Origin of the sequence: Cohaesibacter haloalkalitolerans, from assembly GCF_003574655.1 — a bacterium.
In the GTDB taxonomy this organism is placed as follows: Bacteria; Pseudomonadota; Alphaproteobacteria; order Rhizobiales; family Cohaesibacteraceae; genus Cohaesibacter; species Cohaesibacter haloalkalitolerans.
Map to the genome: position 1 here is coordinate 36,635 of NZ_QNUM01000013.1, position 24,654 is coordinate 61,288.

Genomic DNA, 24,654 nt, shown 5'->3' on the forward strand with positions numbered 1-24,654 from the left:
ATGAAGTTCACTCCATTTGCTCTTTTGGCTGCAACATTGCTCAGCAGCGCCGCTTATGCGGAAGACGTTACCCTGACGATCGAAAGCTGGCGTAACGACGACCTGAAACTCTGGCAGGAAAAGATCATTCCGGCCTTTGAAGCCAGCAATCCTGGCATCAAGCTGAAATTTGCCCCGATGGCTCCGACCGAATATAACTCGGCCATCAACTCCAAGCTGGGTGCCGGTTCTGCCGGTGACATCATCAGCTGCCGTCCGTTCGATGCCTCTCTTGCCCTGTACAAGGCAGGCTATCTGGCCGATCTGACCAGTATGGACGCCATGGGCAACTTCTCTGACGTTGCCAAGGCTGCCTGGCAGACCGACGATGCCGCGCACACCTTCTGCGTGCCGATGGCTTCGGTGATCCATGGCTTCATCTACAACAAGGACGCCTTTGACGAGCTGGGCCTTGCTGTTCCTGAAACCGAAGACGAATTCTTCTCCGTTCTCGACAAGATCAAGGCAGACGGTACCTATATTCCGATGGCCATGGGCACCAATGACCAGTGGGAAGCAGCCACCATGGGTTACCAGAATATCGGCCCGACCTACTGGAAGGGTGAAGAAGGCCGTCTGGCTCTGATCAAGGGCGAGCAGAAGCTGACCGACCCGCAATGGACCGAGCCTTATGCGGTTCTGCACAAGTGGGCTCCGTATCTGGGTGATGGCTATGAAGCTCAGACCTATCCGGACAGCCAGAACCTGTTCACGCTCGGCCGCGCCGCTATCTATCCGGCTGGCTCGTGGGAAATCTCCGGCTTCAACGAACAGGCCGACTTCAAGATGGGTGCCTTCAAGCCTCCTGTAAAAGCCAAGGGCGATACCTGCTACATTTCCGACCATGTTGATATCGGTATCGGCATGAACACCAAGACGCCAAATCCGGAAGCGGCAAAGACCTTCCTTGCATGGGTTGCTTCGCCAGCCTTTGCCGAGATCTTTGGCAACGCCCTGCCGGGCTTCTTCCCGCTCAGCAAGACGCCGGTTGATATCAAGGATCCGCTGGCTCAGGAATTCGTAAGCTGGCGCGGCGATTGCGAAACCACGATCCGGTCCACCTACCAGATCCTGTCTCGCGGCACGCCAAACCTTGAAAACGAAACCTGGGGTGCGTCTGTTGCTGCCATCAAGGGCACGTCCACACCGGAAGAGCTTGGCAAGAAACTGCAGGAAGGCCTCGACAGCTGGTATAAACCCGGCATGTAAGCCAATCTGAACAGACCAGGTCGGTCGGGCGGGACACTCCGCCTGACCGATGCTGTTGACGGGTTGGCCTAGCGCCTTGAGACCTCATTGAGAAAGCACCCGTCGACCCCTTCAGAGCCCTCGCGCCTATGGCCTGTGCAGCCTTTGCGGCGTTTTGGAAACCGGGTTCCGCTACTGGAGAACGCGATGCAAGCTTCCCGCTTCCGATGGCATATCGTCATTTTTCTGGCGCCTGCGGTCATTGTCTATACGGCGGTCATGATTTTCCCGCTGTTCAATACCTTGCGTCTTGCGCTCTATACCGATGTTGATCAGGTCCGCACCTTTATCGGTCTGGGCAATTTCAACCGGCTGTTCGGCGACCCGCGCTGGTCGGAACAGTTCTGGAACGCGCTTGGCAACAATTTCAAATTCTTCTTCATCCATATGCTGGTGCAGAACCCGATCGGGATTGCACTGGCGGCGATGCTCAGCCATCCGCGCCTGCGCTTTGCTGCGCTCTATCGGTCGGCCATCTTCATTCCCACCATTCTCAGCTTCGTGATCGTCGGCTTTGCCTGGAAGCTGATCCTGTCGCCGATCTGGGGCATCGCCCCCTCGATGCTGGATGCGGTAGGCCTCAAATCGTTGTTTGCGCCATGGCTCGGCAAGGAAGCCTACGCGCTGGTGACGCTGTCGCTGGTCTCGGTCTGGCAGTTCGTCGGCATTCCGATGATGCTGATCTATGCGGCGCTGCTGTCGATCCCGGAAGAAATTCTGGAGGCAGGCGAGATTGACGGTATCACGGGCATCAATGCCTTCTGGAAGATCAAGCTGCCGCTCATCCTGCCGTCCATCGGCATCATTTCGATCCTGACCTTCGTGGGCAACTTCAATGCGTTCGACCTGATCTATGCGGCGCAAGGGGCGCTGGCGGGTCCGAATTTCTCGACGGACATTCTGGGCACTTTCCTCTATCGCACCTTCTTCGGCTTCCAGCTGCAGTTGGGTGATCCCTATATGGGGTCTGCGGTGGCGGGGACGATGTTTGCCATCATCCTTGTCGGTGTCTGCATCTATCTGTTCGGCATCCAGACGCGCATGCGGCGCTATCAGCTCTAGGAGGCGGTTTCATGAACAAGGCAAGGACCAATCCAGTCAGCGCTGCCGCCATGCATGGCGCGCTCATTCTCTACACGCTGATCGCGCTGTTTCCGGTGTTTGTCATCCTGATCAACAGCTTCAAGACCCGCAAGGCGATCTTTCGCGAGCCGTTGTCGCTGCCCAGCAGCGACAGTTTCTCGATGATTGGCTATGAGACGGTGATGAAGCAGGGGGACTTTTTCCTCTATTTTCAGAATTCGATGATCGTCACCGTGGCGTCGCTGTTCTTCATCCTGCTGTTTGGCTCCATGGCAGCCTTCGCGCTCAGCGAATATCGCTTCAAGGGCAATCTGGTCATGGGGCTCTATCTGGCGCTCGGCATCATGATCCCGATCCGCATCGGCACGGTGGCCATTCTGGAAATGATGGTCGCAACGGGGCTGGTCAATACGCTGTGGTCGCTGATCCTTGTCTATACGGCGCAAGGGCTGCCGCTGGCGGTGTTCATCCTCAGCGAATTCATGCGGCAGGTCTCCGACGATCTCAAGGATGCCGGTCGGGTTGACGGGCTCAGCGAATACACCATTTTCGCCCGCATTGTCGTGCCACTGGTACGGCCCGCCATGGCGACGGTTGCGGTGTTCAACATGATCCCGATCTGGAACGATCTGTGGTTCCCGTTGATCCTTGCTCCGGCTGAGGAAACCAAAACACTGACTCTCGGCAGTCAGGTCTTCATCGGTCAGTTTGTCACGGACTGGAACGCGGTGCTGTCCGCATTGTCCATGGCGATCCTGCCGGTTCTCATTCTCTATGTCATCTTCTCGCGGCAATTGATCCGCGGTATCACGTCGGGGGCAGTCAAATGATCCGGACACTTGTCGCAGGGCTGGGTAACATGGGCTATGCCCACGCTTTGGCCCACCATCATCATCCAGACTCTGAAATCGTCGCTCTGGTCAATCGCACCGGAGAGGTGCCGGAAGGGCCTCTGCAGGACTATCCGGTGTTTGCCGATTTCCATGAGGCTCTGACCGTCAGCAAACCCGATCTTGTGGCCATCGCTACCTACACCGATACGCATGTGGATTTTGCCTGCGCCGCGATGGAGGCCGGGGCGCATGTGTTTGTCGAAAAGCCACTGTCGATGACCGTGGAGGGCGCCAAACGGGTTGTCGAGACCGCCAAGCGTACCGGGCGCAAGCTGGTGGTCGGTTATATCCTGCGCCACCATCCCTCGTGGATCCGCTTCGTTGCTGAAGCCCGCGCTCTTGGGGGGCCTTATGTCTTCCGGCTCAACCTCAACCAGCAGTCCAGTGGCCACGAATGGGAGACCCACAAGGCGCTGATGCAGACCACGAGCCCGATTGTCGATTGCGGTGTGCATTATGTGGATGTGATGTGCCAGATCACCGACGCAAAACCGCTGCGGGTCAACGGCATTGGCCTGCGTCTCTCCGATGAAATCGGGCCGGACATGTATAACTATGGCCAGTTGCAGGTGACCTTTGCCGATGGCTCGGTCGGCTGGTACGAAGCCGGATGGGGGCCGATGATGTCTGAAACGGCCTTCTTCGTCAAAGATATCGTGTCACCGAACGGCGCCGTGTCGATTGTCGATGGCAACAAGGGTGCCAGTGCCGATGTTGACGGGCACACCAAGGTCGGTGGCATCCTCGTGCACCGGCCGGATGGTGACCGGCATATCGATCTGACCGGAGAGCCCGGTCACAACGAATTGTGCGCTGCCGAGCAGGACTTCATTCTTGCGGCCATCCGTGACGACATCGATCTTTCCCGCCATATGGAGGATGCCGTTCAGTCGCTGGCGATCTGCCTTGCCGCTGATGAAAGCATCCGGACCGGCAAGACTGTCATTCTTGAGGAAACTGCCTAATGAGTGCACTGACGCTGAAAAATGTTTTCAAGACCTTCGGGACCACCGAGGTGCTCAGGGATATCAGTATCGAGGTGGAGAAGGGGGAGTTCGTCGTTTTCGTCGGGCCTTCTGGCTGTGGCAAGTCAACCCTGCTGCGGGTCATCGCGGGACTTGAGGACGCCTCCGCCGGTGAGGTTTATATTGATGGTAATCTGGTCAACAGCGTGCCGCCGTCCAAGCGCGGCATCGCGATGGTGTTCCAGTCCTATGCACTCTATCCCCACCTCAATGTTGCCAACAACATGTCGCTGGCACTGAAGCAGGAAGGGGTTTCCAAGGCGGAGATCGCCGAACGTGTTCAGGAAGCGAGCCGGATGCTGCAACTCGATGACTACCTCAAGCGCTATCCGTCCGAGCTTTCGGGCGGGCAGCGGCAGCGGGTGGCCATCGGTCGGGCTGTCGTGCGTCAGCCCAAGCTGTTCCTGCTCGACGAGCCACTGTCCAATCTCGATGCGGCCTTGCGTGTCAGCACCCGGCTGGAGATTGCCAATCTGCACAAGCAGCTGGATGCCACCATGATCTATGTGACCCACGACCAGACCGAGGCGATGACGCTGGCGGACAAGATTGTCGTCCTGCGTGACGGGCGGGTGGAACAGGTCGGTAGTCCGATGGAGCTTTACAACAAGCCCGCCAACAAATTCGTGGCCGGGTTCCTTGGTTCGCCTGCGATGAACTTCCTGCCCGCTTCGCTGCTTGAGGCTGGCGACACCCGCACCATCGGCATCCGGCCGGAAGATCTCTATCTGGCCGACGACGGGCCGCTTGCCGCGACCGTTCAGCATGTGGAGCATCTTGGTGGCGATACCAATGTCATCGCTTTTGTGGGTGAGCATCAGGTAACCGTCCGTCTGTTCGGGCAGCATGACATCAGGCCGCGTCAGGAACTCAAGCTCGGGTTTGACGCGCAGAAACGGCATTATTTCAACGAGTAGCGTTGCAAAATGGCTCGGTGTCCAGGGAACGAGGCAACCATTTCGTCCTGCTGCGCGTCAACAGGGGGCAGCGGCTCAGCCTGCCACCTTGTAGGGATGGCCGAAGGCGCCGAATATGGTGCAGGTTTTTGCGGCGAAGGTTGCTGCCTGATCAAGGGCCTCTTCGACAGAATTGCCCATCAAGACGCTTGAAATGTAACCGGCGATGAATGAATCGCCAGCGCCAAGGGTATCGATCACCGTAGTAGGCTTGATGCCCTGCCGATAACGTTTGCCATTGGCCATCCAGAAGGCGCCATCGGAGCCCCGCGTCACGCCAATTGTCGAAACGCCAAGGCCAGCAACCGTTTCGATGAGATCGTCAATGCCAGCATCATCAAGGGCCGAACCGGAGAAGAAGGCGGTCGTGATGAAGGGCGCAATGCTCTTCACATAGTCCATCTCGTGGCGCCATGAAAAGTCGAAGGAAACGGATTTTGCCCGGTCGCGGATTTTGGGCAGTTCGTGCTCGAGGTTGCTGAACAGCGAGCTGTGCACGTGGCCAAAACGCTCGACAGCCTCGAGGTCAGCCTCTTCCAGACGCAGGCCCAGTCTTTTCTGGATGCCGCCCTTGTTGGAGCGCAGGAAGACGCGGTCGCCCTTGTCGTCCAGATGGACAATGGCCTTGCCGTTTTCGCCATAGGCCTGCCGGACGCGGCCCGACCAGACCTTCTCTTCGGCCAGACAGTTGAGGACGTGATTGCCTTCTGCATCATTGCCGATGATGCCGATGTAGCCTGTATCAGTGAGGCCGAACTGCTTGGCCAGAACCGCAACATTGAGGGCATTTCCGCCGGGGAAGAACTCGTTCCTGTCCAGATAGAAATCGACAACATTATCACCAATGCCGAGCAGGGCTGCCGGGTGGGAGGAAATGGTCATGCCGAGGCCTCTTGATGCGCTTTGGTGCGGATGGATTGGGTGGGGGACTGAAAGTGAAACTGGCAGATGGCGCAAGCGCCATCTGCCAGATGTCGATTAGTATTCCATGCGCCACATGTAGCGACGAACGCTCAGCGGATGGCCGCGGGAGTCGCTGAGGGCTACGGCGTAGGTGCGCAGCAGGGCCGTGAACATGATCGGCACCAGATATTCGGCAGCTTCACCGGCAACTTCCTCAACACCGAATTCCTGAGCATCCAGAACCAGCAGGCGCTTGGAGTATTTCTCGGCAAATGCCAGAGCGCGTTCGTCCATCTTGCGGGAATTTGCAAGGGTCTTGAGGATGATGAACGGGGTGTCGAAATCGGTGATTTCGAAAGGACCGTGGAAGTATTCGCCGGAATGAATGGCCGCGGAGTTGACCCACTGCATTTCCTGCAGAAGACAGATGGCGAAGGAATAGGCGATGGAGTAGCAGGAGCCGGAGCTCATCGTGTAGATGACCGGTTCGCGCTTGTAGGATTCAGCCCAGGCCTTTGCACCGTCTGCATGGGCAGCCTTGACTTTTTCTGCCTTGTCATGAAGCGTCGGGATTGCCTTTTTGGCGAGGTCGAACTTGGTGTTGCCCTCGAGCTCTTTCAGGGAGCCCAGAACCAGCTGAACCAGCAGGATGGCATTGTGCTTTTCGCCAACGCTCAGCGGATCGAATTCATAGTAGATGGACTGTTCGGCTGCTTCGTCCAGTTCGGATTCCGGTTTGTGGGTGAAGGCAATGGTCAGGGCGCCAGCTTCACGGGCATAACGGGTTGCTGCGATGGTTTCCGGGGTGTTGCCGGAATGGGAGCAGGTCACAACGACGGAGTTCTTGCCAAGACGAACCGGCGCGCGAGCGAGGAATTCTGCGGAGCTGTAGGAGTAGGCTGCAATGCCTTTTGCTTCGCGGTCCATGATGTACTGACCCTGCATCAGCAGGGCGTTGGAACCGCCGCAGGCGACGAAATAGAATTCAGTGACCTTTTCGCGTGCGGCGACGGCGGCGATTGCCTCTTCGAGGCCTGTTTTTTTTACTTGATCATTCATGGCGGGATCCTTATGACGTTATATGACGTCCTATTATTTATTCCGTTGTCGACGGATGAGTCAACATGGGTTTTGTGTTTGTCGCCGGAAAAAGCCGAAAAAAGAGCCGCACGGTTTCGTGATGGCTTTCCATTCGGTTAATCTGGTGGGTAATGTGATCGCGGCGTCAGTCAGGGCAGGCGGATTGCCTGATGCCCCGTGCCGTGCGATCAGAAGGTGCGGTGCCTGAACAGGGGCCGACAGAATGAGAGCCACGGCTTCAGACAGCCGAAAGTGAGAGTTAAGCGATTGTCCGAGAATTCCAATCCACTTGCCAAGAATGCAGCGGCCCCGCTTTACGAACAGCTCAAGTTCGCGATCAAGGAAATGATTTCCTCGCGTGCGCTGGGGCCGGGTGATGCCATTCCCACAGAAACGGAACTGTGCAAGCAATATGACGTCAGCCGCATCACCGTGCGCCGGGCGATCACGGAACTGGAAGCCGAAGGCGTTCTTGAGAAGCGGCATGGCAAGGGCACTTTCGTCACGCTGCCCAAGATGGAAACCAGCCTGCTCAATCTGGGGGGCTTTTCGGAGAGCTTTGCGTTGCGGCGCTATCGCGTCGAAAAGACGATACTCGAAATGAGCGAGGAAGCGGCGGACGAGGATCTTGGCGAAAGGCTTGGCATTGCGCCATTGGCAGCCGTGCTGCATATCAGCCGCCTGATCACGACCGACGGGACACCGATGACGATCGAAAGCTCCTATTTCTCGCTGGATCTGTTTCCCGGCTTGATGAATGAAATTCATGATGACACGTCGCTCTACAGCCTGTTGCAGACCAGATATGGTCGCGAGGTGAAACATGCCAAACGGGTTATCAATTGCCGGGTGGCGACGCCGAAGGAATGTGGCATCTTCCGCTGTGCCAGCGGAGACATCATGTTCGAGGTTGAAAAGACGGTGTATGGCGAAGACCGGTCGGTGCCGTTGCAATATTCGAAGCTGCTGACGCCGAGTGCGCGGATGAATCTGGTTATCGAGATCTGACAAGCAGCCATGCTAACGGGGACGCGGAAGCGGACGGATGTCTGCTTTTGCGGTCGCGCATTTGCACCTGTGGCAGGTCTCTTGAAGCGGATCATTTCCGGTCCTGTCAATTTTTGATCTGATGTCTGTCCTGACCGCAATTCGGCAAGGCTTGCTGCCCGTCGCCCGACTGGTGCCTGCCGGATGTCCGGCAGAGCGCGCAGTGCGGGCTTCTTCTGCACCGGGCTTGCGGGCACCCGCTGCAGAAGGATCTCGTCGAAATGCAAAAAAGGTGGGATCTCCAGCCGGGGCCAGAGATCCCGAGGCTGCTGCTTATTCGGAGAAGCTGTAAACCTGTTTTGCAAAGTCCGGGGTGATGCGGTCTTCGGCGATGTCCCGCTCGATGGCTTCCCTGGTGCGCTTGGACGGATCGCCATAGCCGCCACCACCCGGGGTGACGATCTCGACGATCTGGCCCGGCTTGAGATCAGCCATGCCCTTGAACTCGGTGCGACCGTCGCCAAAGTCGAGATGGGTCATCTGGCCAGCCTCGCCACCTTCCAGACCCCATGCGCAGGAACTGACGCGGGAGGCTTCGACCGAGAAGCGGCAGGGCCGTTCTACGCGATAAACGCGCCGAATGCCCATGCCGCCCCGGTACTGCCCACCACCGGCAGATCCGTCAACCAGCTCGTAGCGCAGAAGAGTGAGCGGGTATTCCAGCTCAAGTGCCTCTACGGGCAGGTTGGATGTGTTGGTCAGATGCACCTGAATACCGGACAGGCCGTCCTTGGACGGGCGGGCGCCGCCGCCACCGCCGATGGTTTCCAGATAGACCCAGATGGAGCCGTCTTCACGGATGCCATTGAAGATGGCGCCGGTGCAGCAGCCGTTGCCCGCTGCGGCAACCTTGCCCGGAATGGCCTTGGCGAGGGCACCCTGAATGATGTCGGCAACACGCTGGCAGGCGGCAATTCGGCCTTCAACGGCAGCAGGATGCTTGCAGTTGAGGATCGAGCCTTCTGGTGCGGTGACCGTCAGCGGACGGGCAAGACCGGCATTGGGAAGGATCGTCGGATCAACGACCGCCTTGACCGCATAGTAGCAGGAGGCCAGAAGCGAGGTGTAGATCATGTTGAGACCACTGCGGACCTGCGGTGGGCCATCAAAGGCGAGGGTCATTTCGTCCCCGGTGACGGTGATGTCGACCGAGAATTCCATGCGCTCTTTCCACTGGTTGCTGTCGAAGATGTCCGAGAAGGAATAGGTTCCGTCCGGAATAGCGGCGATACCGGCGCGCATCTTGCGTTCGGCATAGTCCTGCAGCTCTTCGCCAGCGGCCAGAACCTTGTCCGTGCCGTATTTGGCGCAAAGGTCCTGCATGCGCTGGACGCAGAGGCGGTTGGCTGACATCTGGGCGCGCAGGTCGGAGATGCGTTCATGTGGCACCTGACAGTTGAGCAGGAACAGGTTCTGGATGTCCTGCTGCAGCTCGCCTGCCTTGTAGAGGCGGACCGGCGGAATGCGGATGCCTTCCTGATAGATGTGCTCGTGGCCAAGGTCGGCGAAGTCGGAATGGTGAGCGGTATTGACCGCCCAGGCGATCAGCTTGCCGTCAACGAAGATCGGCTCGGCCATCACGATATCGGGCAGGTGGGTGGCGCCACCCTCATAGGCATCGTTGCCCATGAACACGTCACCGGGCTTGATGTCCGCAAGGTCGAAGCGCTTCATGATGTTCGGCAGGATGCCGATGAAGCTGCCCAGATGCATCGGGATATGCTCGGCCTGACACAGGGTGTTGCCCTTGTTGTCGAACAGGGCGGTCGAGCAGTCGCGACGTTCCTTGATGTTGGTCGAATAGGAGGCGCGAACGAGGGCTTCCCCCATCTCTTCCACGATGGAAGAGAGCGCGGAACCGATGACTTCTACGGTGATTGGATCGATCGTTGTCATTGGGCGATCTCCACAATAAGGTTGAGATAGGCGTCCACGGTGGCGGTCATGTCGGGCAGGATGACGCTGGTCGTATCCATCTGCTCGATGATGGCCGGTCCGGAGATCTGGTTGCCATGTTTGAGGAGTTTGCGGTCATAAACCGGGCAGGTGACAAAATCGCCCTCCGATTTCATCCAGACACCCCGTTCATCAATCTTGGCAGCATCTGGCGAGGTGCCTTCCTTTGGATAGGACTGGAGCTGGGCCTTCTTGACTTCACCAATGGCTTCTAGCCTCAGGGTGACAAGCTGGATCTTTTCGCCTTTGGCGATGAAGCCAAAGCGCTGTTTGTGGACGGCTTCAAAGCCTTCTTCCAGCTTCTTGAAGGTGTCCAGAGTGATCGGTCCGGCGGGGACTGTGACTGAAAGCTCGTAGTTCTGGCCTGCGTAGCGCATGTCTACGGTGCGGATTTCCTTGCGGCGGTCTTCCGGAATGTTGTCGGTTGCAAACCAGTCAAGGGCCTGAACAGACAGTTCCTCGAAGCCGGCTTCAACCGCAGCAAGCGATTCTTCGGTCAGTTCGGTGAGGCGGGAGATGGCGAAGTCGGCGCGCAGATCGGTCAGCAGCAGGCCAAGAGCGCAAAGGGCACCCGGCGTCAGCGGAATGATCATGCGGGAGATGTCGAGCTCATGGGCAAGACGGGCCGCGTGAAGCGGTCCGGCACCGCCAAAGGCCATCAGGGTATAATCGCGCGGGTCATGACCACGCTGCACGGAAATCACGCGAATGGCCTTGGCCATGTTGGCGGTGACCACCTGCAGGATGCCGTCTGCGGTTTCCATGACGCCGAGGCCGAGCTGGTCGGCAAGGCGCTGCACGGCTGCAAGGGCCAGATCGCGGCGGACCTTCATGCGGCCGCCAAGGATCTCGACAGGATTGAGGGTCTGCAGCACGATGTTGGCGTCGGTGACCGTCGGTTCTTCGTTGCCATTGCCATAGCAGACTGGGCCGGGGTAGGCGCCAGCGGAACGCGGGCCGACCTTCAGCAGGCCGCCGCTGTCGACATGGGCGATGGAGCCGCCACCGGCACCCACGGTGTGAATGTCGAGCATCGGTGCCTTGATCGGATAGCCATGGACATCGGCTTCACCGGTCAGGTTGCAGATGCCGTTCTGCAGCAGGGCAACGTCGGAGGAGGTGCCGCCCACGTCGAAGGTAATGATATTGGGGAAGCCAGCCATCTTGCCGATTTCCTGCGCGGCAACTACGCCGGTTGACGGACCGGAGAGCACGGTGCGAACCGGAAGGTTGGCTGCTGCGTCAAAACCGATCACGCCGCCGTTGGACTGTGTGAGCTGCGGAGCGACCTTGAGCCCGACCTCATCCAGACGCTCGCGCAGCTTCTGGATATAGCGCTTCATGACCGGGCCGAGATAGGCGTTGACAACAGTGGTCGAGAGCCGTTCGAACTCGCGGAATTCAGGGGCGACTTCATGGCTGGTGGAGACGAAGACGTCCGGCAGCATTTCCGAGACGACCTTCTTGGCCAGCGCTTCATGCTCGGTGTTGAGGAAGCCATAGAGGAAGCAGATGGCGACGGACTTGACGTCCTGTTCACCCAGCAGTTGGACTTCCTTTTTCAGGGCCTCGACATCGAGCGGCAGGTCGACGGTGCCGTCTGATTTCAGACGCTCGGGAACCTGACGGCGCAGGTCGCGGGTGACGAGCTGCTCGGGCTTGTCGACATTCATGTCATAGAGGCTCGGGCGCTTCTGGCGGCCCAGTTCCAGCAGATCACGGAAGCCGTCGGAAATCAGCAGGCCGGTCTTGACGCCGCGCAGCTCGATCAGTGCGTTGGTGGCAACGGTCGTTCCATGGCCCAGAAAGCCGAGATCGCCAGCTGTTGCATCCACCTGCTCCAAACCTTCCACGACGCCTTGTGCAATGGCGCGGGAGGGATCATCGGGAGAGGATGACAGCTTCCAGATTTCCAGTCGTCCGGTTTCTTCTTCAAACAAGCAGATGTCGGTGAAGGTGCCACCAGAATCCACTCCAATTCTCCAAACCATTGTATTCTCTCTCTTATATGGAACTATGCTGCCTCTTGCAGCTTTGGTGATTGGGTTTTGCCAAACCGGTCGAAACGGAACGGTTTGGGATCCACCGCTGGTTTTACGCCCCTTACGATCTCGGCAATCAGTTCCCCGGCGCCGGGGCCTATGCCGAAGCCGTGGCCGGAGAAGCCGGATGCAATGTGCAGGCCGGGAACCTGCTCGATGGGGCCAATGGCGGGGACGGCGTCGGGGGTCGTGTCGATGATGCCTGCCCAGTTATGTGTGATGCGGGCCGGGGCAAAATTCGGGAAAGCCGTTCTGAGGGTCGCAAGGGCGCGGATGTTGAAGGGCATATGCGGCGCCGGGTCGAGAATGCGCATCTTCTCGAAAGGCGTTTCCTCATTGAGCGACCAGGAACGGGGCACCTTGAGTTCCGAGAAGAACAGGCCGGTCAGGCGCACGTTCAACTCCCGCCAGCTCTTCATGAGGACGGGCAGATAATCAAGGAACAGGCGGAAATGATCCGGCGTCAGCGGTGCGATATTGTAGTTTCTCAAGGCAACATAGAAGGCGCCGTCCAGTGTTTCGCGGAAGGCGAAGTCGCCGCCGCCAACAGGCATGGTCGGCACGTTGGCAACATCCTCGACGCGGGCGGCGGTGCCCAGCACCTTCAGCTGCGGGAAGTTGAGGCCCATGTTGCCAAGGAACAGGCGGCTCCATGCTCCGGCGGCGACAATGGTAGCGGAGGTTCTGATCGTTCCATGCTCGGTGACAACCGACGAGACCCGGCCAGCCGTGGTCTCGATGCCGCGCACGGCACAGTGTTCAAGAAAAGTTGCGCCGAGTTTCTGGGCGGCTCTGGCGATGGCCGGTGCGGCCTTGCCCGGTTCGGCACGACCGTCATCGGCGGTATAGAGCCCCATCCGGAAACGCGGGGCGATGCCGGGAAGAAGTGCCTCAAGCTCGGCTGGACCAAGAACGCGGCTGTTGAGATTGGCTGCCTTGCCGATCTTGCTCCAGTCGGTCAGTTCCCTTTCCTCGGCGCGGGTGCGGGCGACATAGGTGATACCGGTCTCACGAAAGCCCGTGTCAATGCCGTATTTGGCATCCAAATGCCGCCACAGCGTGAGTGACCGCATGGTAAGGGGCAGTTCGGCCTGATCGCGGCCCATCTGGCGCACCCAGCCCCAGTTGCGGCTCGACTGTTCTGCGCCAACCAGCCCTTTTTCGCAGACAACCACCTTCAGCCCTGCTTCGGCAAGGTTGAGGGCTGCTGATACCCCGGCAATGCCCGCGCCGATGATGACCACGTCGGCGCTCTTTGGCTGGAGGGTGTCGGCGGTGATGCGTTCTAAAAGGGGGACTGGCATGATCGTTTCCTCGCTAAAGCATGTCTTCCAGTCGACAATTGACAAGCATTTCAGCCATTGCCGCGTTGTTGGGAAGCTCGATTGCCGTGCGAACAAGGTGGGCGATGGTCTCCGGCTGGGTCATTTCTTCGGGGGTGACCTTGGAGGTGTAGGCACTCATGTCGGTGTGGACGAAGCCGGGACAGATTGCCGTCGTGCGTATCCCCTGATCCCAGGTGGCATGTCGGGTGGTGTGGGTCAGTCCCATGGCTGCGAATTTTGACAGGTTGTAGCCAACGAATGCGTTGCGCACCCGCTTGCCAGACAGGGAGACGATATTGATGATACGCCCGTGTCCTGTCTTTGCGAGGTGAGGTATGCACAGTCTGGTCAGCCGCAGCGGAGCCTTGACATTGACTGTCAGAAGCTCATCCAGCGCCTCTTCGTCATCATCCATGAGGCTGACCTGATTGCCATTGCCGGCATTGTTGACCAGAGCATCGATGCGACCGAAGTGGTTCACTGCAGAAGCGACCCATTCTTTGGTGCTCTCTTTGTCAAATGCGTCAAATCTACCAAAATGCATCGTCGAATCTGGCTTGCCGTGAACTTTTTCGAGCATGCCGACATCGCGAGCGCCCAAGGACACGCAATAGCCGTGCGACCGTAGATTGCGCGCAATTTCTGCGCCTATCCCTCGGTTTGCGCCGCTGATCAGAGCAATTCTGGCCTTTTTATCGCTGCTCATCGGTGTCACGCCTCGTGATGGAATTGGTAATCGTTGGAAGGATATATCCAGAAAGCTTGCGCAGTAAACCGAAATTCTATCATTTTCTATCGTAACCCACCGCGAAAACGAGCAAACGCTGCGTGTTTTTTGAGCATTTGGAGATATTTTTAGCAATTAGTCGGATTTTGGTACCGGTGTCTATTCGACGTCTTGACAATATTTGGAATTTTATGGCTGCATGTGGGAGAAATGGGAAGACACCTTTCATTTTGCTCTTAACAGAGAGCCAGAAGCGGAACCACTGGGCGAATGCCGATTGGAGGATTACATGACGATTTCAAGGCGCGACCTTCTTAAATATTCAACCATTCTTGGTGCTGCCACACTGGTTGGCACCCCCGCCTTTTCTGCTGGCGTGAAATGGGATCTGGCTGACGAATATGGCAGTCAGTCTCTGACCGGTCAGGCCTGCAAATTCTTTATCGATGAACTGAAGAAGAAAGTTGGCGATGCCCTGCAGATCACCTATCAGGGTGGCGGGGCGCTCGGGTACAAGTCGGCTGACCATTTCGACGCTGTTGAAGACGGAGCTGTGCAGATCGCCATCACGCTGATGACCCAGTTGGGCGGCATCGATCCGCTGTTCAACCTGACGTCTCTTCCTTTCATGGCCCGCTCCCCCGAAGAAGCCATGCTGCTCTGGAAGACCGCGAAACCTGAATATTCCAAGATTTTTGAAGATCACGACATGAAGCTGCTGTGGGCGATGCCAAACGCTCCGTCGGGCATTCATGCCAAGATGCCGATCACTTCCGTCGAGGCCATCAAAGGCCTGCGAATCCGCACCTATGACGTCAACGGCACCCAGACGCTGGTGAACGCCGGTGCGTCTCCGTTGCAGATCGCATGGGGCGACCTCATTCCGCAGTTGTCGACCGGCGGTATCGATGCCGTGCTGACCTCTGCCGATGGTGGCATGCAGCTTTCCATCTGGGACTATGTTTCCGACTTCACCGAGATCAACTATGCCATGGGCCTGTTCGTCTGCCACGTCAACAAGCCGGCCTTCGATGCCCTGCCAGCCGACGTACAGGCCGCCATCATGGACATCTGCGATGCCTGCGACGCCTATGCATGGAAGATCGTCGTTGAGTCCATCGAGAAATCCTACAAGGTCATGAGCGAGCATGGCATGACCATCACCCATGACGATGATGTGCCGGATGAAGTCTTCAAGCTGCTTCAGGATGCGGGCAAGAAAGTGCGTGACGAGTGGCTTGCCCAGGCTGGAGAAAAAGGAGAGACGGTTCTCAAAGCCTTTGAAGCACAGAAATCTAGCTAATATGATGTCCGGTGCCTGATTGATTTCAGGTGCCGGACTTTTTTAAGGTCACGACTCTATGTCAACGAAAACTGGGTTTGGGTCATCGGAAGATGAGGTTGCTTCCGAAGAGTCTCCGTTCAAATTTCCCTCTCATCCCGATGATCCGGCATGGCTGGCTTTCATCAGCCGGATTTCGAGCGCGCTCAATCTGCTGTGCGCTGTGATCTCTGCCGTTCTCATTGCCTTGATGACGCTGCTGATCATTGTCGAGATCTGTTTGCGCTTTTTCTCGCTTTCGACCTTCATGGCTGACACGCTGGTCGGATACGGGGTGGCGGCAACGACCTTTCTGGCGGCGGCCTGGGCACTGGAACATGGCGCCATGATCCGTGTAACGGCGTTGACCGGTGTTCTGCCATCCTTTGGCAAGTGGATTGCTGAAGTGTTCTGTCTGGTTGCGACCGAAGCCATTCTGCTGTTTCTGGTTCAATATCAGTGGAACACCGTCTTCAAATACTGGGCGCGTGGCACGGTCGGCCAGCACTATATCAAGATCCCACTCTGGATTCCGGAAAGCTTTTTTCTCATCGGTCTGGTCCTGCTTGCCTTGCAGGTGCTCGTGAGGCTGCTGCGCCTGTTCGCGGTAGGGCACACGTCCGAGCGTTCGCTCAAAATCTGAGTGGTGAAAGGGTAAAATAATGTCTGTTGCTCTTGCTTCAGTTCTGCTTTTGGCGCTTCTGGCCCTGTTTCTCGGCGCCGGAACCTGGATCTTTGCCGGTCTCCTGCTGTCCGGCGCAGGCGCCATGTGGCTCATTCTCGATTTTCCCTGGGTTCGCATCGGAGCGATCGCCACGAAAGTCATCTCGTCTTCCGCCGTGTCATGGGAGCTGGCCGCCATTCCCATTTTCATCTGGATGGGCGACATCATCTTCCGGACCGACATTTCCGAGCGCCTGTTCCGCGGGCTTGCGCCACTGGTTGCCAAGATTCCGGGCGGCCTCCTGCACACCAACGTGTTTGGCTGCACCCTGTTTGCTGCGATCTCCGGTTCCTCGACGGCGACCACTGCAACGGTCGGCAAAATCACCGTGCCGGAGCTCAAAAAGCGTGATTACAGCATGTCGCTGGCCGCCGGTTCGCTGGCCGGAGCTGGTAGCTTCGGGCTGCTGATCCCGCCATCGATTGCGATGATCATCTATGGCGTGCTGGCTGAGGTTTCCATTGCCAAGCTGTTCATTGCCGGCATTCTGCCCGGGATCATGATGGCCGCGCTCTACTCGGGTTATATCGCCATCATGTCGATGGCCTTTCCGCATATGGCGCCCAAATATGAAGGGGAGGTCTCTGCCCGTGCGATCCTGAAAGGGCTTGGGGAACTGGTGCCGATCGGGGCGCTGATGTTTGTCGTGCTAGGATCGATCTACTCGGGTCTGGCGACACCATCCGAGGCGGCAGCGGTCGGTGTTTTCTGCGCCGTCGTGATCACCATTGCCACCGGTCAGTTCAGCGTCAGGCTGATCGTCGAAAGTCTGATGAACACCCTGCGCATTTCCTCCATGATCTGCATGCTGATCGCCTCTTCGGCCTTCCTGTCAGCGGCCATTGCCTATATGCACCTGCCGACCATGATCACGGAAATGATTGCCGGTCTGAACCTGCCTCCTTATGGCGTGCTGCTGATCCTTGCTGCACTCTATATCGTGCTCGGCATGTTCCTTGACGGGACGTCGATGACAGTGATGACGGTTCCGATTGCGGTGCCGCTGATCATTCAGGCAGGCTATGAGCCTCTCTGGTTCGGCATCTATCTGGTGATCATGATCGAGATGAGCACGATCACGCCGCCGATCGGTCTCAACCTCTATATTCTTCAGGCCCTGACCGAGCGAAGTCTGGGAGCTACCATTTTAGCGGCCGCCCCCTTCTTCCTTCTGCTGTGCCTTGGTACTGCGCTTCTGGCTGCGTTCCCGCAAATTGTTCTGTGGCTGCCATCAGCATTATAGTCGGATTTGGTCTGGATTTTATATAATCATCCATTCCCCCGTTCCTGGTTTTCGGTATAGGTTCAAGTCAGGGTTGTTGCGTTGTGTCTGATCAGATGGCACACCCTTCACCCCTGGCAGACCTGAAACAACTGGAGTTCACCTTGGTCGAAACACCTGTATCCCCTGCAGAAGAGCTGTTGCCTGCTGAGCGACGACAACAACTGATTCAGTGGTTTCAAACCAATGTGTCCGGCACGAATCAGGAGCTGGCACGGATGTTCAACATTTCCGTCTCGACCGTGAGGCGGGATCTCGACTCGCTCGCCGCTGAAGGCATCGTCCGGCGCACCCACGGGGGCGCGGTGCGCATCCGTTCCCGGACCAATTTCGAGCCCTCGACCGACCTTGCCCGCCGCACTGCGGTCGAGGAGAAAAGCTCCATCGTGCGGCACACGTTGCAGATGATCGAGCCCAAGCAGAGCATCATCATCGATTCCGGCGCCGTGATTGCCCACATGCTGGCAGAGGAACTTGCGGCCAATACCATTCCCCTGACGGTCATCACCAACGACCTCTATGTGGCCACGACCCTGACCTACAAGGAGCATATCAAGCTGATTGTTCCTGGCGGTTCCTGCCGCTTCGGGTCCTATGGTCTGCTGGGCCAGCCGGGGCTCGACTTTCTGGTTGATATCCGCTGTGACTGCTTCTTCATGTCGGCTCAGGCACTCGACATGGAATGCGCGTCCGAGACCTTGCTGGATGTCATGCTGATGAAGCGGGCGATGATCGAGGCATCGGAACGGACGGTCCTGATGCTCGACAGCAGTCGCTTTTTTGATCGTGCCCTTTATCGCACGGTGCCGATTGAAACCTTCGACACCATCATCACTGATGATGGTCTCAGCGAAGAGGCCATTGAGAAAATCCGCCTGCGCGGAATCAATCTCGAGATCGCCAAGCTCTAGGACATAGGGTTTGAGGGCGCTCGGAGCATCTGGATGCTGCTGGCAACTGGCAATGGCCGTGCTTTTTTATAAAGCGCTGGGGCCGTCATCCATCCATTCTGTGCAATCCCATTGGGGCAAGGCCCGGTATCACTGTGCCGGGCTTTGCCTTTGTGCGCCTTGCACAATATGCCTTGCACAATGCGCATGCGAGCAATGCCTGAATGAAATTTGCAAGTTTATTGACATGTAATTCTTTTTGATAGAAAACTGTCATATTGATACTTGAGAGACTTGCATGACCGTTCCTCTTTCCCTGCATGATCGCCTTTCAGAAGCGACGAAGTCCGGCTCTCGCTCGCATTGCGCCATTGCGAGCTTCATGCTGGCGCGCTTCAAGGACCTGCCGTTTGAAACGGCGGCGACCCTGGCCGAGAAGGTGCAGGTGAGTGAGGCCAGCGTCGGGCGGTTCTGCCGGGCCATCGGTTATGCCAATTTCAAGGATCTCAAGGAGCATCTGAAAGACGACATGGGCGATCAACCGTGGTTGATCAAGGACCGGCTCGATGCCTTGCGCAGTGCCGACAGCCAGCGCGACGAGCGGTTGCGGCAGGGGCTGGAAGCCGAGATGTCCGGACTGGTAGGGGTCTATGAACTGGCGCAAACGGCAGAATGGGAGCGGGTCGTTGCCCGCCTTGCAACGTCTCCGAAGATCTTCGTGACCGGTTTTCAGACCGAGCGCGGTCTGGGCCAGTATTTTGCCAGCCAGATGCAATATGTCCGGACCGGGGTGCATCTCATCGATCTTGCTGCGGGCAATTTCTCGGAAGTTCTGATCGAGCAGGGGGATTGTTGTCTGGTGATCTTCGAGGCGCGGAACTATTCCCGTCAGGCGCTGGTGCTGGCGCGTGAGGCACGCAAGGCCGGTATCCCGGTTACCCTTGTTACCGACCATTTCTGTGACTGGGGCAAAGAGTTTGTCGACGAACTGTTCATGGTCGCCACGCAATTCAACCAGTTCTGGGATTCCACGGCACATATGGCCATTCTCAGCAACCTGCTGATCAACGATATTTTCCTGTCGCTTGGCGAGGGTGCCGAGGCGCGACTCAATCAGGTCGCCCGCCTCTATGGTGCCTTTACCGGCCATGTCGGCAATCCGCTTACGTCCGTATCCGAATAGAGCAAGATCCAACGATAAAATCACTTCCAAACCAAGACCATTAGCAATATCCAACCACCACCAAAGGGAACACAATGAAGAAACTTGCAAAGATTATTGGCGCAGCCGTGCTGTTCGCCGGTCTCGCCACGAGCGCTTATGCTGAAAAACTGCGGCTTGGCACGGAGGGTGCCTATCCTCCGTTCAACTATGTCACCTCCGAGGGCAAGATCGAGGGTTTCGATATTGATATCGGGCTTGAGCTCTGCAAGCGCATCGGCGCCGAGTGCGAAGTCGTGGCACAGGATTGGGACGGCATCATTCCGGGCCTTTTGGCTGACAAGTATGATTTCATCATCGCCTCGATGTTCATCACCAACGAGCGCAAGAAGCAGGTCAATTTCACGGACCCCTACTACAAGGCTGCCATGACCCATGTTGTGGCCAAGGAGTCCGGTATCACCGAATTCACCAATGACGCCCTCAAGGGCATGGCAATCGGCGCCCAGTCCGGCACCACCCAGGCTGACTATGCGCTGGCCAAATATCCGGACGCCGATATCCGCCTCTATCCGACCCAGGACGAAGCCAACCTCGACATGGCCTCTGGCCGTATCGACGTGATGGTCGGCGACATGCTGCCGCTTCTGGACTTCGTTGAAAAGACCGAAGATGGCAAATGCTGCAAGATTGCTGGCGAACCGATCACCGATCCGGAATTCGTCGGCGATGGCGTCGGTATCGCCCTGCGCAAGGAAGACACCGATCTTCAGGCACGTCTCAACAAGGCTCTGGCTGAAATCCGCGCCGATGGCACCTACAAGGCAATCAACGACAAATATTTCACGATCGATATCTACACGATGAAATAACCGTTTGCCCCGGTCAAAGGTGACATTTCCATGCTCGAGTTGTTCTCCTACGGGCCCCTTGGCTGGGGCGACGAGATCCTCTCTGGCTTGTGGGTCACGCTGTGCCTTGCAGTCACGACCCTGCCAGTGGGGCTGCTCCTCGGATTTGCGGTAGCGGGATGTTCGCTATCGCAAAACCGGATCGGGCGTGCCATCGGGGTGGGTTACACCACCCTGATGCGCGGGTTGCCCGAAATCCTGACGCTGTTCATTGTCTATAACGGCTTCGGCCTTCTGCTGAACCATGTTGTGACCTCGCTTTTTCCCGATTTCGGTCGGGTGGAGCTGTCGCCTTTTGCCGCCGGTGTGGTGGCGCTGTCGATGGTGTTTGCGGCCTTTGCCGCAGAGGTGCTGCGTGGTGCCTTTCTGGCCATTCCCAAGGGGGAAGTCATGGCCGGGCAGGCGATCGGCATGACGCCCCGCCAGATTTTCTGGCGCATCAAACTGCCCTTGCTGTGGCGGTTTGCCCTGCCGGGGCTTGGCAATCTCTGGCTCAACCTGCTCAAGGACACGGCGCTGGTGTCGGTCATTGCGCTCGATGACCTGATGCGCGCCAGCAAGGTGGCGGTCGGGGTGACCAAGCAGCCCTTCACCTTCTATCTGGTCGCCTGCCTGCTCTATTGGGTGTTCTGTCTGCTATCCGAGCTGGTTCTGGAGCAGATGGAAAAGCGGGCCAACCGCGGGGTGAGGAGCGTATAGCCATGGCCTTGATTGAAATTCTGACCCAATATTGGCCCAAGATCCTTGATGGTGCCGGTACTACGCTGCTGCTGACCGGGATGGGGGCGGTTTTTGCTGCCATCTTTGCGCCGCTCCTTGCCCTGATCCGAGCCCACGGGTCGGCGCTGGCGCAAGCTCCGGTGCGGCTCTATATCTCGTTCATCCGCGGCACTCCGATTCTGGCGCAGCTGTTCCTTGTCTTCTATGGCTCGGGGCAGTTCCGGCCCGAGTTGCAGTCGCTGGGCTTGTGGCATTTCTTCCGTGATCCGTTCAATTGCGCGGTGCTGGTGTTTGCCATCAACTCCTGTGCCTATCAGTCCGAGATCATGCGCGGCGGCATCCAGTCGGTTGCACCCGGCGAGATCGAGGCTGCTCGGGCGATCGGCATGTCGCGCTTGCAGGTGTTGAGGCGGGTGATTTTCCCGCACGCTTACCGCAATGCCTGGCCCGCGCTTGGCAACGAAGTCATCCTGCTGATGAAGGCATCGGCGCTGGCCTCCGTGGTCACTGTGTTCGACCTGATGGGGCAGACGCGCCTCATCTTCTCGCGCACCTTCGATTTCTCGGCCTATTTCTGGGCCGCGGTTCTTTATCTCACGATTACAGCCTGTTTCGTCTTTGTCTGGCGCACCATTGAACGGCGACTGTCAAGGCATATGCTGGGGCGATCCCCGAAGGGAGCATTGTGATGCAGCCAACTTCTTCACCCGACATCGTGCTCAAGGCACAGGACATTCACAAGAGCTTTGGCCCCACCGAAGTGCTCAAGGGCATCTCACTGGAAGCCCGCAACCATGATGTGATTTCCATCCTCGGTGCTTCCGGCTCGGGCAAGTCGACCTTCCTGCGCTGTCTCAATTTCCTGGAAGTGCCCACGTCCGGCACTGTCAGCGTGCATGGCGAGGAAATCGTGGTGCGCAAGGACCGGCCGGGCGATCCGCGCCAGATCGAGCGGATCCGCCAGCATCTGGGCATGGTGTTCCAGCAGTTCAATCTGTGGAGCCACCGCACGGTGCTGGAAAATGTCATGGAAGGGCCGGTACAGGTCAAGCGTCGCTCCAAGGCGGAGGCTCAGGATCAGGCCGAGGCCCTGCTGGCGCGGGTCGGTCTTGCCGACCGCATGAGCATGTATCCATCCCAGCTTTCGGGCGGTCAGCAGCAGCGCGTCGCCATTGCCCGTGCGCTGGCCATGGAGCCGGATGTCATCCTGTTCGATGAACCGACGTCGGCGCTTGACCCGGAACTCGTGGGCGAGGTGCTCAAGGTCATGCAGGATCTGGCAGCCGAAGGGCGCACGATGATCGTCGTGACCCACGAGATGGACTTTGCCCGCGAAGTTTCCACCGAGGTCATGTTCCTGCATGAGGGCCGGGTGGCCGAGCGCGGCCCGACGGACAAGCTGTTTGACAATCCCGACAGCGAGGCCTTTGCCCGCTTCATTTCCAAAATCCGATAGAGGCACATAGTCGATATGGCATCTGTATTTGAAGGGCTGCGCATCGAAGCAGCCGAGCTGCGCGTGGTCAGCCTGCCGCTCATTACGCCCTTTGTCGTTTCCAACCAGACGATGACCGACAAGGTCTTCCCGCTGCTGATCCTGCGCGGCGAGGGGCTGGAAGGCTATGCCGAGGCGGTGATGGATCCGTTTCCGGATTATCTGGAAGAGACCATTCCGGGGGCTCTGGCCTTCCTCAGCAAATTGATCCTGCCGCAGATCGTCGGTCAGCGCTTTGCCTCACCTGCCGATCTCACCCAGCTGATGGCCCCATGGCGTGGCCATCGGATGAGCAAGGCGGTGGTCGAACTGGCCTTCTGGGACCTGTGGTGCAAGGCTCTGAACATTCCGCTGAAATCGGCGCTCGGCGGTGTGCGCGAGGCGGTGCCGGTTGGTGTCTCCATCGGCATTGCCTCGATTCCGGAAACACTGGATCGCATCGCGGTGGCTCAGGACGCCGGTTACAAGCGCACCAAACTCAAGGTCAAGCAGGGCCACGACCTGAAGCTCCTGGAAGCCGTCCGCAGGGACTTCCCGGACATCAAGCTGACGGTTGACGCCAATACGGCCTACGGGCTTGTCGACCTGCCCATTCTGCGCGCCATGGATGACTTCCATCTCGACTATATCGAGCAGCCACTGGCCGTTGACGACATTCATGATCACGCCATCGTTCAGCGCGAGATCAAGACGGCGATCTGTCTTGATGAATCGATCCGCACCGCTGCCGATTGCCGCAAGGCACTGGCCAATGAGGCCGGACGGGTCATCAACATCAAGGTGGGCCGGGTGGGTGGCTATGCTGCATCCCGCGCGATTCATGACATATCGGAAGCCTTCGGGGCGCCGGTCTGGTGTGGCGGCATGCTGGAGAGCGGCATCGGTCGCGCCCATAACATCCATCTTGCCAGTCTGCCCAACTTCACCAAGCCGGGCGATACCTCCTCTTCCAGCCGTTATTTCAAGCGCGACATCATCAACGAACCGCTGGAAGCCAGCGATGGCATGATGGCTGTGCCGCAGCATGGGGCCGGCATCGGAGTGTCGATTGACTGGGACTACCTCGAAACCGTTACCGATCTGACTGAAAGGTTCAGTGCATGACAGACAAGACCGTAATCCTGCGCGAACTTTCCGGTATCGCCGAACTGCAGCATGCAGAAGTGCTGCAGATCGAGGCTTGGGGCGAGGGCGAGAAACCCGACAACTCCGATATCCTGATGGCCCTGCAATCCGAGGGCGGACTGGTTGGCGGAGCCTTCCGGGATGGCGAGATGCTTGGTTTCGTGCTGGGCTTTCCCACCGTCACGCCGGGGTTGCAGCATTCGCACCGTCTGGCGGTTCTGCCCAAGGCTCGCGGGCTCGGGCTGGGGGCAAGCCTCAAATGGTTCCAGCGCGATTGGTGTCTGGCGCGTGGCCTCAACACGGTGCGCTGGACATATGATCCGTTGCGTGCGGTCAACGCCGGGCTGAACATCGGTGTGCTGGGGGCTGTCTCCAACCAGTATTTTGTCGACTATTACGGCGCCATGCCGGGCATCAATGCCGGGTTGCCATCCGACCGGATCATGGCGGTCTGGCACCTTGAGGATGAGGCCGTGGTTGCGCGGGCCGAGGGTCGGTTCAAACCGGATCATGCTGCTGCGGGGCAGGACTGGCTGGAGATTCCTGCCGATATCGACGCGCTGATGGCAGCGGACCCGGAAAAGGCCCTTGCCGAACGGCTGCGGGTGCGGGACGCCCTGCAGGCGGCCTTCAATGGTGGCAGCCGGATCGTTGGGTTTGACCGGCAGCAGCATCGCTATCTGCTGGGGCGCTAGAAACG

General features: G+C 58.2%; 23 protein-coding genes. 17 read left to right on the forward strand and 6 right to left on the reverse strand.

Translation table 11 applies throughout. The features are described from left to right. The 5 genes from DSL70_RS21105 to DSL70_RS21125 all read left to right on the forward strand — a co-directional run bounded on the left by DSL70_RS21105 (nt 1) and on the right by DSL70_RS21125 (nt 5,205). A complete protein-coding gene (locus tag DSL70_RS21105; protein ID WP_119309959.1) occupies nt 1-1,248 on the forward strand; it encodes an ABC transporter substrate-binding protein in 1,248 nt (415 codons plus the stop codon). A gap of 186 nt (nt 1,249-1,434) precedes the next feature. Next, nucleotides 1,435-2,349: a carbohydrate ABC transporter permease gene (locus DSL70_RS21110; protein WP_119309960.1), complete on the forward strand. Its 915-nt coding sequence runs from the start codon at nt 1,435-1,437 to the stop codon at nt 2,347-2,349. Between the two features lie 11 nt (nt 2,350-2,360). Next, complete coding sequence (locus tag DSL70_RS21115) at nt 2,361-3,200, forward strand: carbohydrate ABC transporter permease (protein ID WP_119309961.1); 840 nt, start codon at nt 2,361-2,363, stop codon at nt 3,198-3,200. Further along, entirely contained in the window at nt 3,197-4,228 is a 1,032-nt protein-coding gene (locus DSL70_RS21120) for a Gfo/Idh/MocA family protein (RefSeq protein ID WP_205563453.1), read from the forward strand. The genes DSL70_RS21115 and DSL70_RS21120 overlap by 4 nt, the downstream gene beginning before the upstream one ends. Then, nucleotides 4,228-5,205, forward strand: coding sequence for an ABC transporter ATP-binding protein (locus DSL70_RS21125; protein WP_119309962.1), 978 nt, complete (start codon nt 4,228-4,230; stop codon nt 5,203-5,205). The genes DSL70_RS21120 and DSL70_RS21125 overlap by 1 nt, the downstream gene beginning before the upstream one ends. 75 nt (nt 5,206-5,280) lie before the next feature. On the opposite strand, the gene DSL70_RS21130 is transcribed toward DSL70_RS21125, so the two are convergent. Both DSL70_RS21130 and DSL70_RS21135 read right to left on the reverse strand, forming a co-directional pair. Further along, a complete protein-coding gene (locus DSL70_RS21130; RefSeq protein ID WP_119309963.1) occupies nt 5,281-6,126 on the reverse strand; it encodes a PfkB family carbohydrate kinase in 846 nt (281 codons plus the stop codon). Nucleotides 6,127-6,222: 96 nt separating this feature from the next. Further along, nucleotides 6,223-7,206 (reverse strand): SIS domain-containing protein, encoded by a 984-nt coding sequence (locus DSL70_RS21135; RefSeq protein ID WP_119309964.1) that lies wholly within the window; start codon nt 7,204-7,206, stop codon nt 6,223-6,225. 288 nt (nt 7,207-7,494) lie between these two features. Here DSL70_RS21135 and DSL70_RS21140 point away from each other — a divergent pair, with 288 nt between their 5' ends. Next, a complete protein-coding gene (locus DSL70_RS21140; RefSeq protein WP_119309965.1) occupies nt 7,495-8,235 on the forward strand; it encodes a GntR family transcriptional regulator in 741 nt (246 codons plus the stop codon). A 312-nt stretch (nt 8,236-8,547) separates the two neighbouring features. Here the strand turns inward: DSL70_RS21140 and DSL70_RS21145 are convergent, their stop codons facing one another. The 4 genes from DSL70_RS21145 to DSL70_RS21160 are packed head-to-tail and all read right to left on the reverse strand — an operon-like array spanning nt 8,548 to nt 14,303. Further along, complete coding sequence (locus DSL70_RS21145; RefSeq protein WP_119309966.1) at nt 8,548-10,170, reverse strand: hydantoinase B/oxoprolinase family protein; 1,623 nt, start codon at nt 10,168-10,170, stop codon at nt 8,548-8,550. Then, on the reverse strand, nt 10,167-12,221 hold the full coding sequence (locus DSL70_RS21150) for a hydantoinase/oxoprolinase family protein (RefSeq protein WP_119309967.1): 2,055 nt from the start codon (nt 12,219-12,221) through the stop codon (nt 10,167-10,169). Before DSL70_RS21150 ends, DSL70_RS21145 begins: the two co-directional genes overlap by 4 nt. 23 nt (nt 12,222-12,244) lie before the next feature. Further along, the gene (locus DSL70_RS21155) at nt 12,245-13,576 is read right to left on the reverse strand and encodes an NAD(P)/FAD-dependent oxidoreductase (protein ID WP_119309968.1); all 1,332 of its coding nucleotides are present in this window, start codon (nt 13,574-13,576) and stop codon (nt 12,245-12,247) included. 13 nt (nt 13,577-13,589) lie between these two features. Then, nucleotides 13,590-14,303, reverse strand: a complete 714-nt coding sequence (locus DSL70_RS21160; RefSeq protein ID WP_119309969.1) for an SDR family NAD(P)-dependent oxidoreductase — start codon at nt 14,301-14,303, stop codon at nt 13,590-13,592. 310 nt (nt 14,304-14,613) lie between these two features. On the opposite strand from DSL70_RS21160, the gene DSL70_RS21165 reads away from it, so the two are divergent. The 11 genes from DSL70_RS21165 to DSL70_RS21215 all read left to right on the forward strand — a co-directional run bounded on the left by DSL70_RS21165 (nt 14,614) and on the right by DSL70_RS21215 (nt 24,649). Further along, nucleotides 14,614-15,627, forward strand: coding sequence for a TRAP transporter substrate-binding protein (locus DSL70_RS21165; protein WP_119309970.1), 1,014 nt, complete (start codon nt 14,614-14,616; stop codon nt 15,625-15,627). A gap of 58 nt (nt 15,628-15,685) precedes the next feature. Beyond that, nucleotides 15,686-16,288: a TRAP transporter small permease gene (locus DSL70_RS21170; protein ID WP_119309971.1), complete on the forward strand. Its 603-nt coding sequence runs from the start codon at nt 15,686-15,688 to the stop codon at nt 16,286-16,288. A gap of 19 nt (nt 16,289-16,307) precedes the next feature. After that, nucleotides 16,308-17,612 carry a TRAP transporter large permease gene (locus DSL70_RS21175; protein ID WP_119309972.1) on the forward strand — a complete coding sequence of 435 codons (1,305 nt, stop codon included), beginning with the start codon at nt 16,308-16,310 and terminating at the stop codon, nt 17,610-17,612. Nucleotides 17,613-17,791: 179 nt separating this feature from the next. Next, a complete protein-coding gene (locus DSL70_RS21180; RefSeq protein ID WP_245418310.1) occupies nt 17,792-18,562 on the forward strand; it encodes a DeoR/GlpR family DNA-binding transcription regulator in 771 nt (256 codons plus the stop codon). A 277-nt stretch (nt 18,563-18,839) separates the two neighbouring features. Beyond that, a complete protein-coding gene (locus DSL70_RS21185; RefSeq protein ID WP_119309974.1) occupies nt 18,840-19,724 on the forward strand; it encodes a MurR/RpiR family transcriptional regulator in 885 nt (294 codons plus the stop codon). A 74-nt stretch (nt 19,725-19,798) separates the two neighbouring features. Next, complete coding sequence (locus DSL70_RS21190) at nt 19,799-20,575, forward strand: ABC transporter substrate-binding protein (protein WP_119309975.1); 777 nt, start codon at nt 19,799-19,801, stop codon at nt 20,573-20,575. A gap of 30 nt (nt 20,576-20,605) precedes the next feature. Beyond that, nucleotides 20,606-21,313, forward strand: coding sequence for an ABC transporter permease (locus DSL70_RS21195; protein WP_119309976.1), 708 nt, complete (start codon nt 20,606-20,608; stop codon nt 21,311-21,313). 2 nt (nt 21,314-21,315) lie between these two features. After that, complete coding sequence (locus DSL70_RS21200; RefSeq protein WP_119309977.1) at nt 21,316-22,023, forward strand: ABC transporter permease; 708 nt, start codon at nt 21,316-21,318, stop codon at nt 22,021-22,023. Next, the gene (locus DSL70_RS21205; RefSeq protein ID WP_119309978.1) at nt 22,023-22,790 is read left to right on the forward strand and encodes an ABC transporter ATP-binding protein; all 768 of its coding nucleotides are present in this window, start codon (nt 22,023-22,025) and stop codon (nt 22,788-22,790) included. Before DSL70_RS21200 ends, DSL70_RS21205 begins: the two co-directional genes overlap by 1 nt. 15 nt (nt 22,791-22,805) lie before the next feature. After that, the gene (menC, locus tag DSL70_RS21210; RefSeq protein WP_119309979.1) at nt 22,806-23,933 is read left to right on the forward strand and encodes an o-succinylbenzoate synthase; all 1,128 of its coding nucleotides are present in this window, start codon (nt 22,806-22,808) and stop codon (nt 23,931-23,933) included. Further along, complete coding sequence (locus DSL70_RS21215) at nt 23,930-24,649, forward strand: GNAT family N-acetyltransferase (protein WP_119309980.1); 720 nt, start codon at nt 23,930-23,932, stop codon at nt 24,647-24,649. Before menC ends, DSL70_RS21215 begins: the two co-directional genes overlap by 4 nt. The last annotated feature ends 5 nt before the right edge of the window (nt 24,650-24,654 follow it).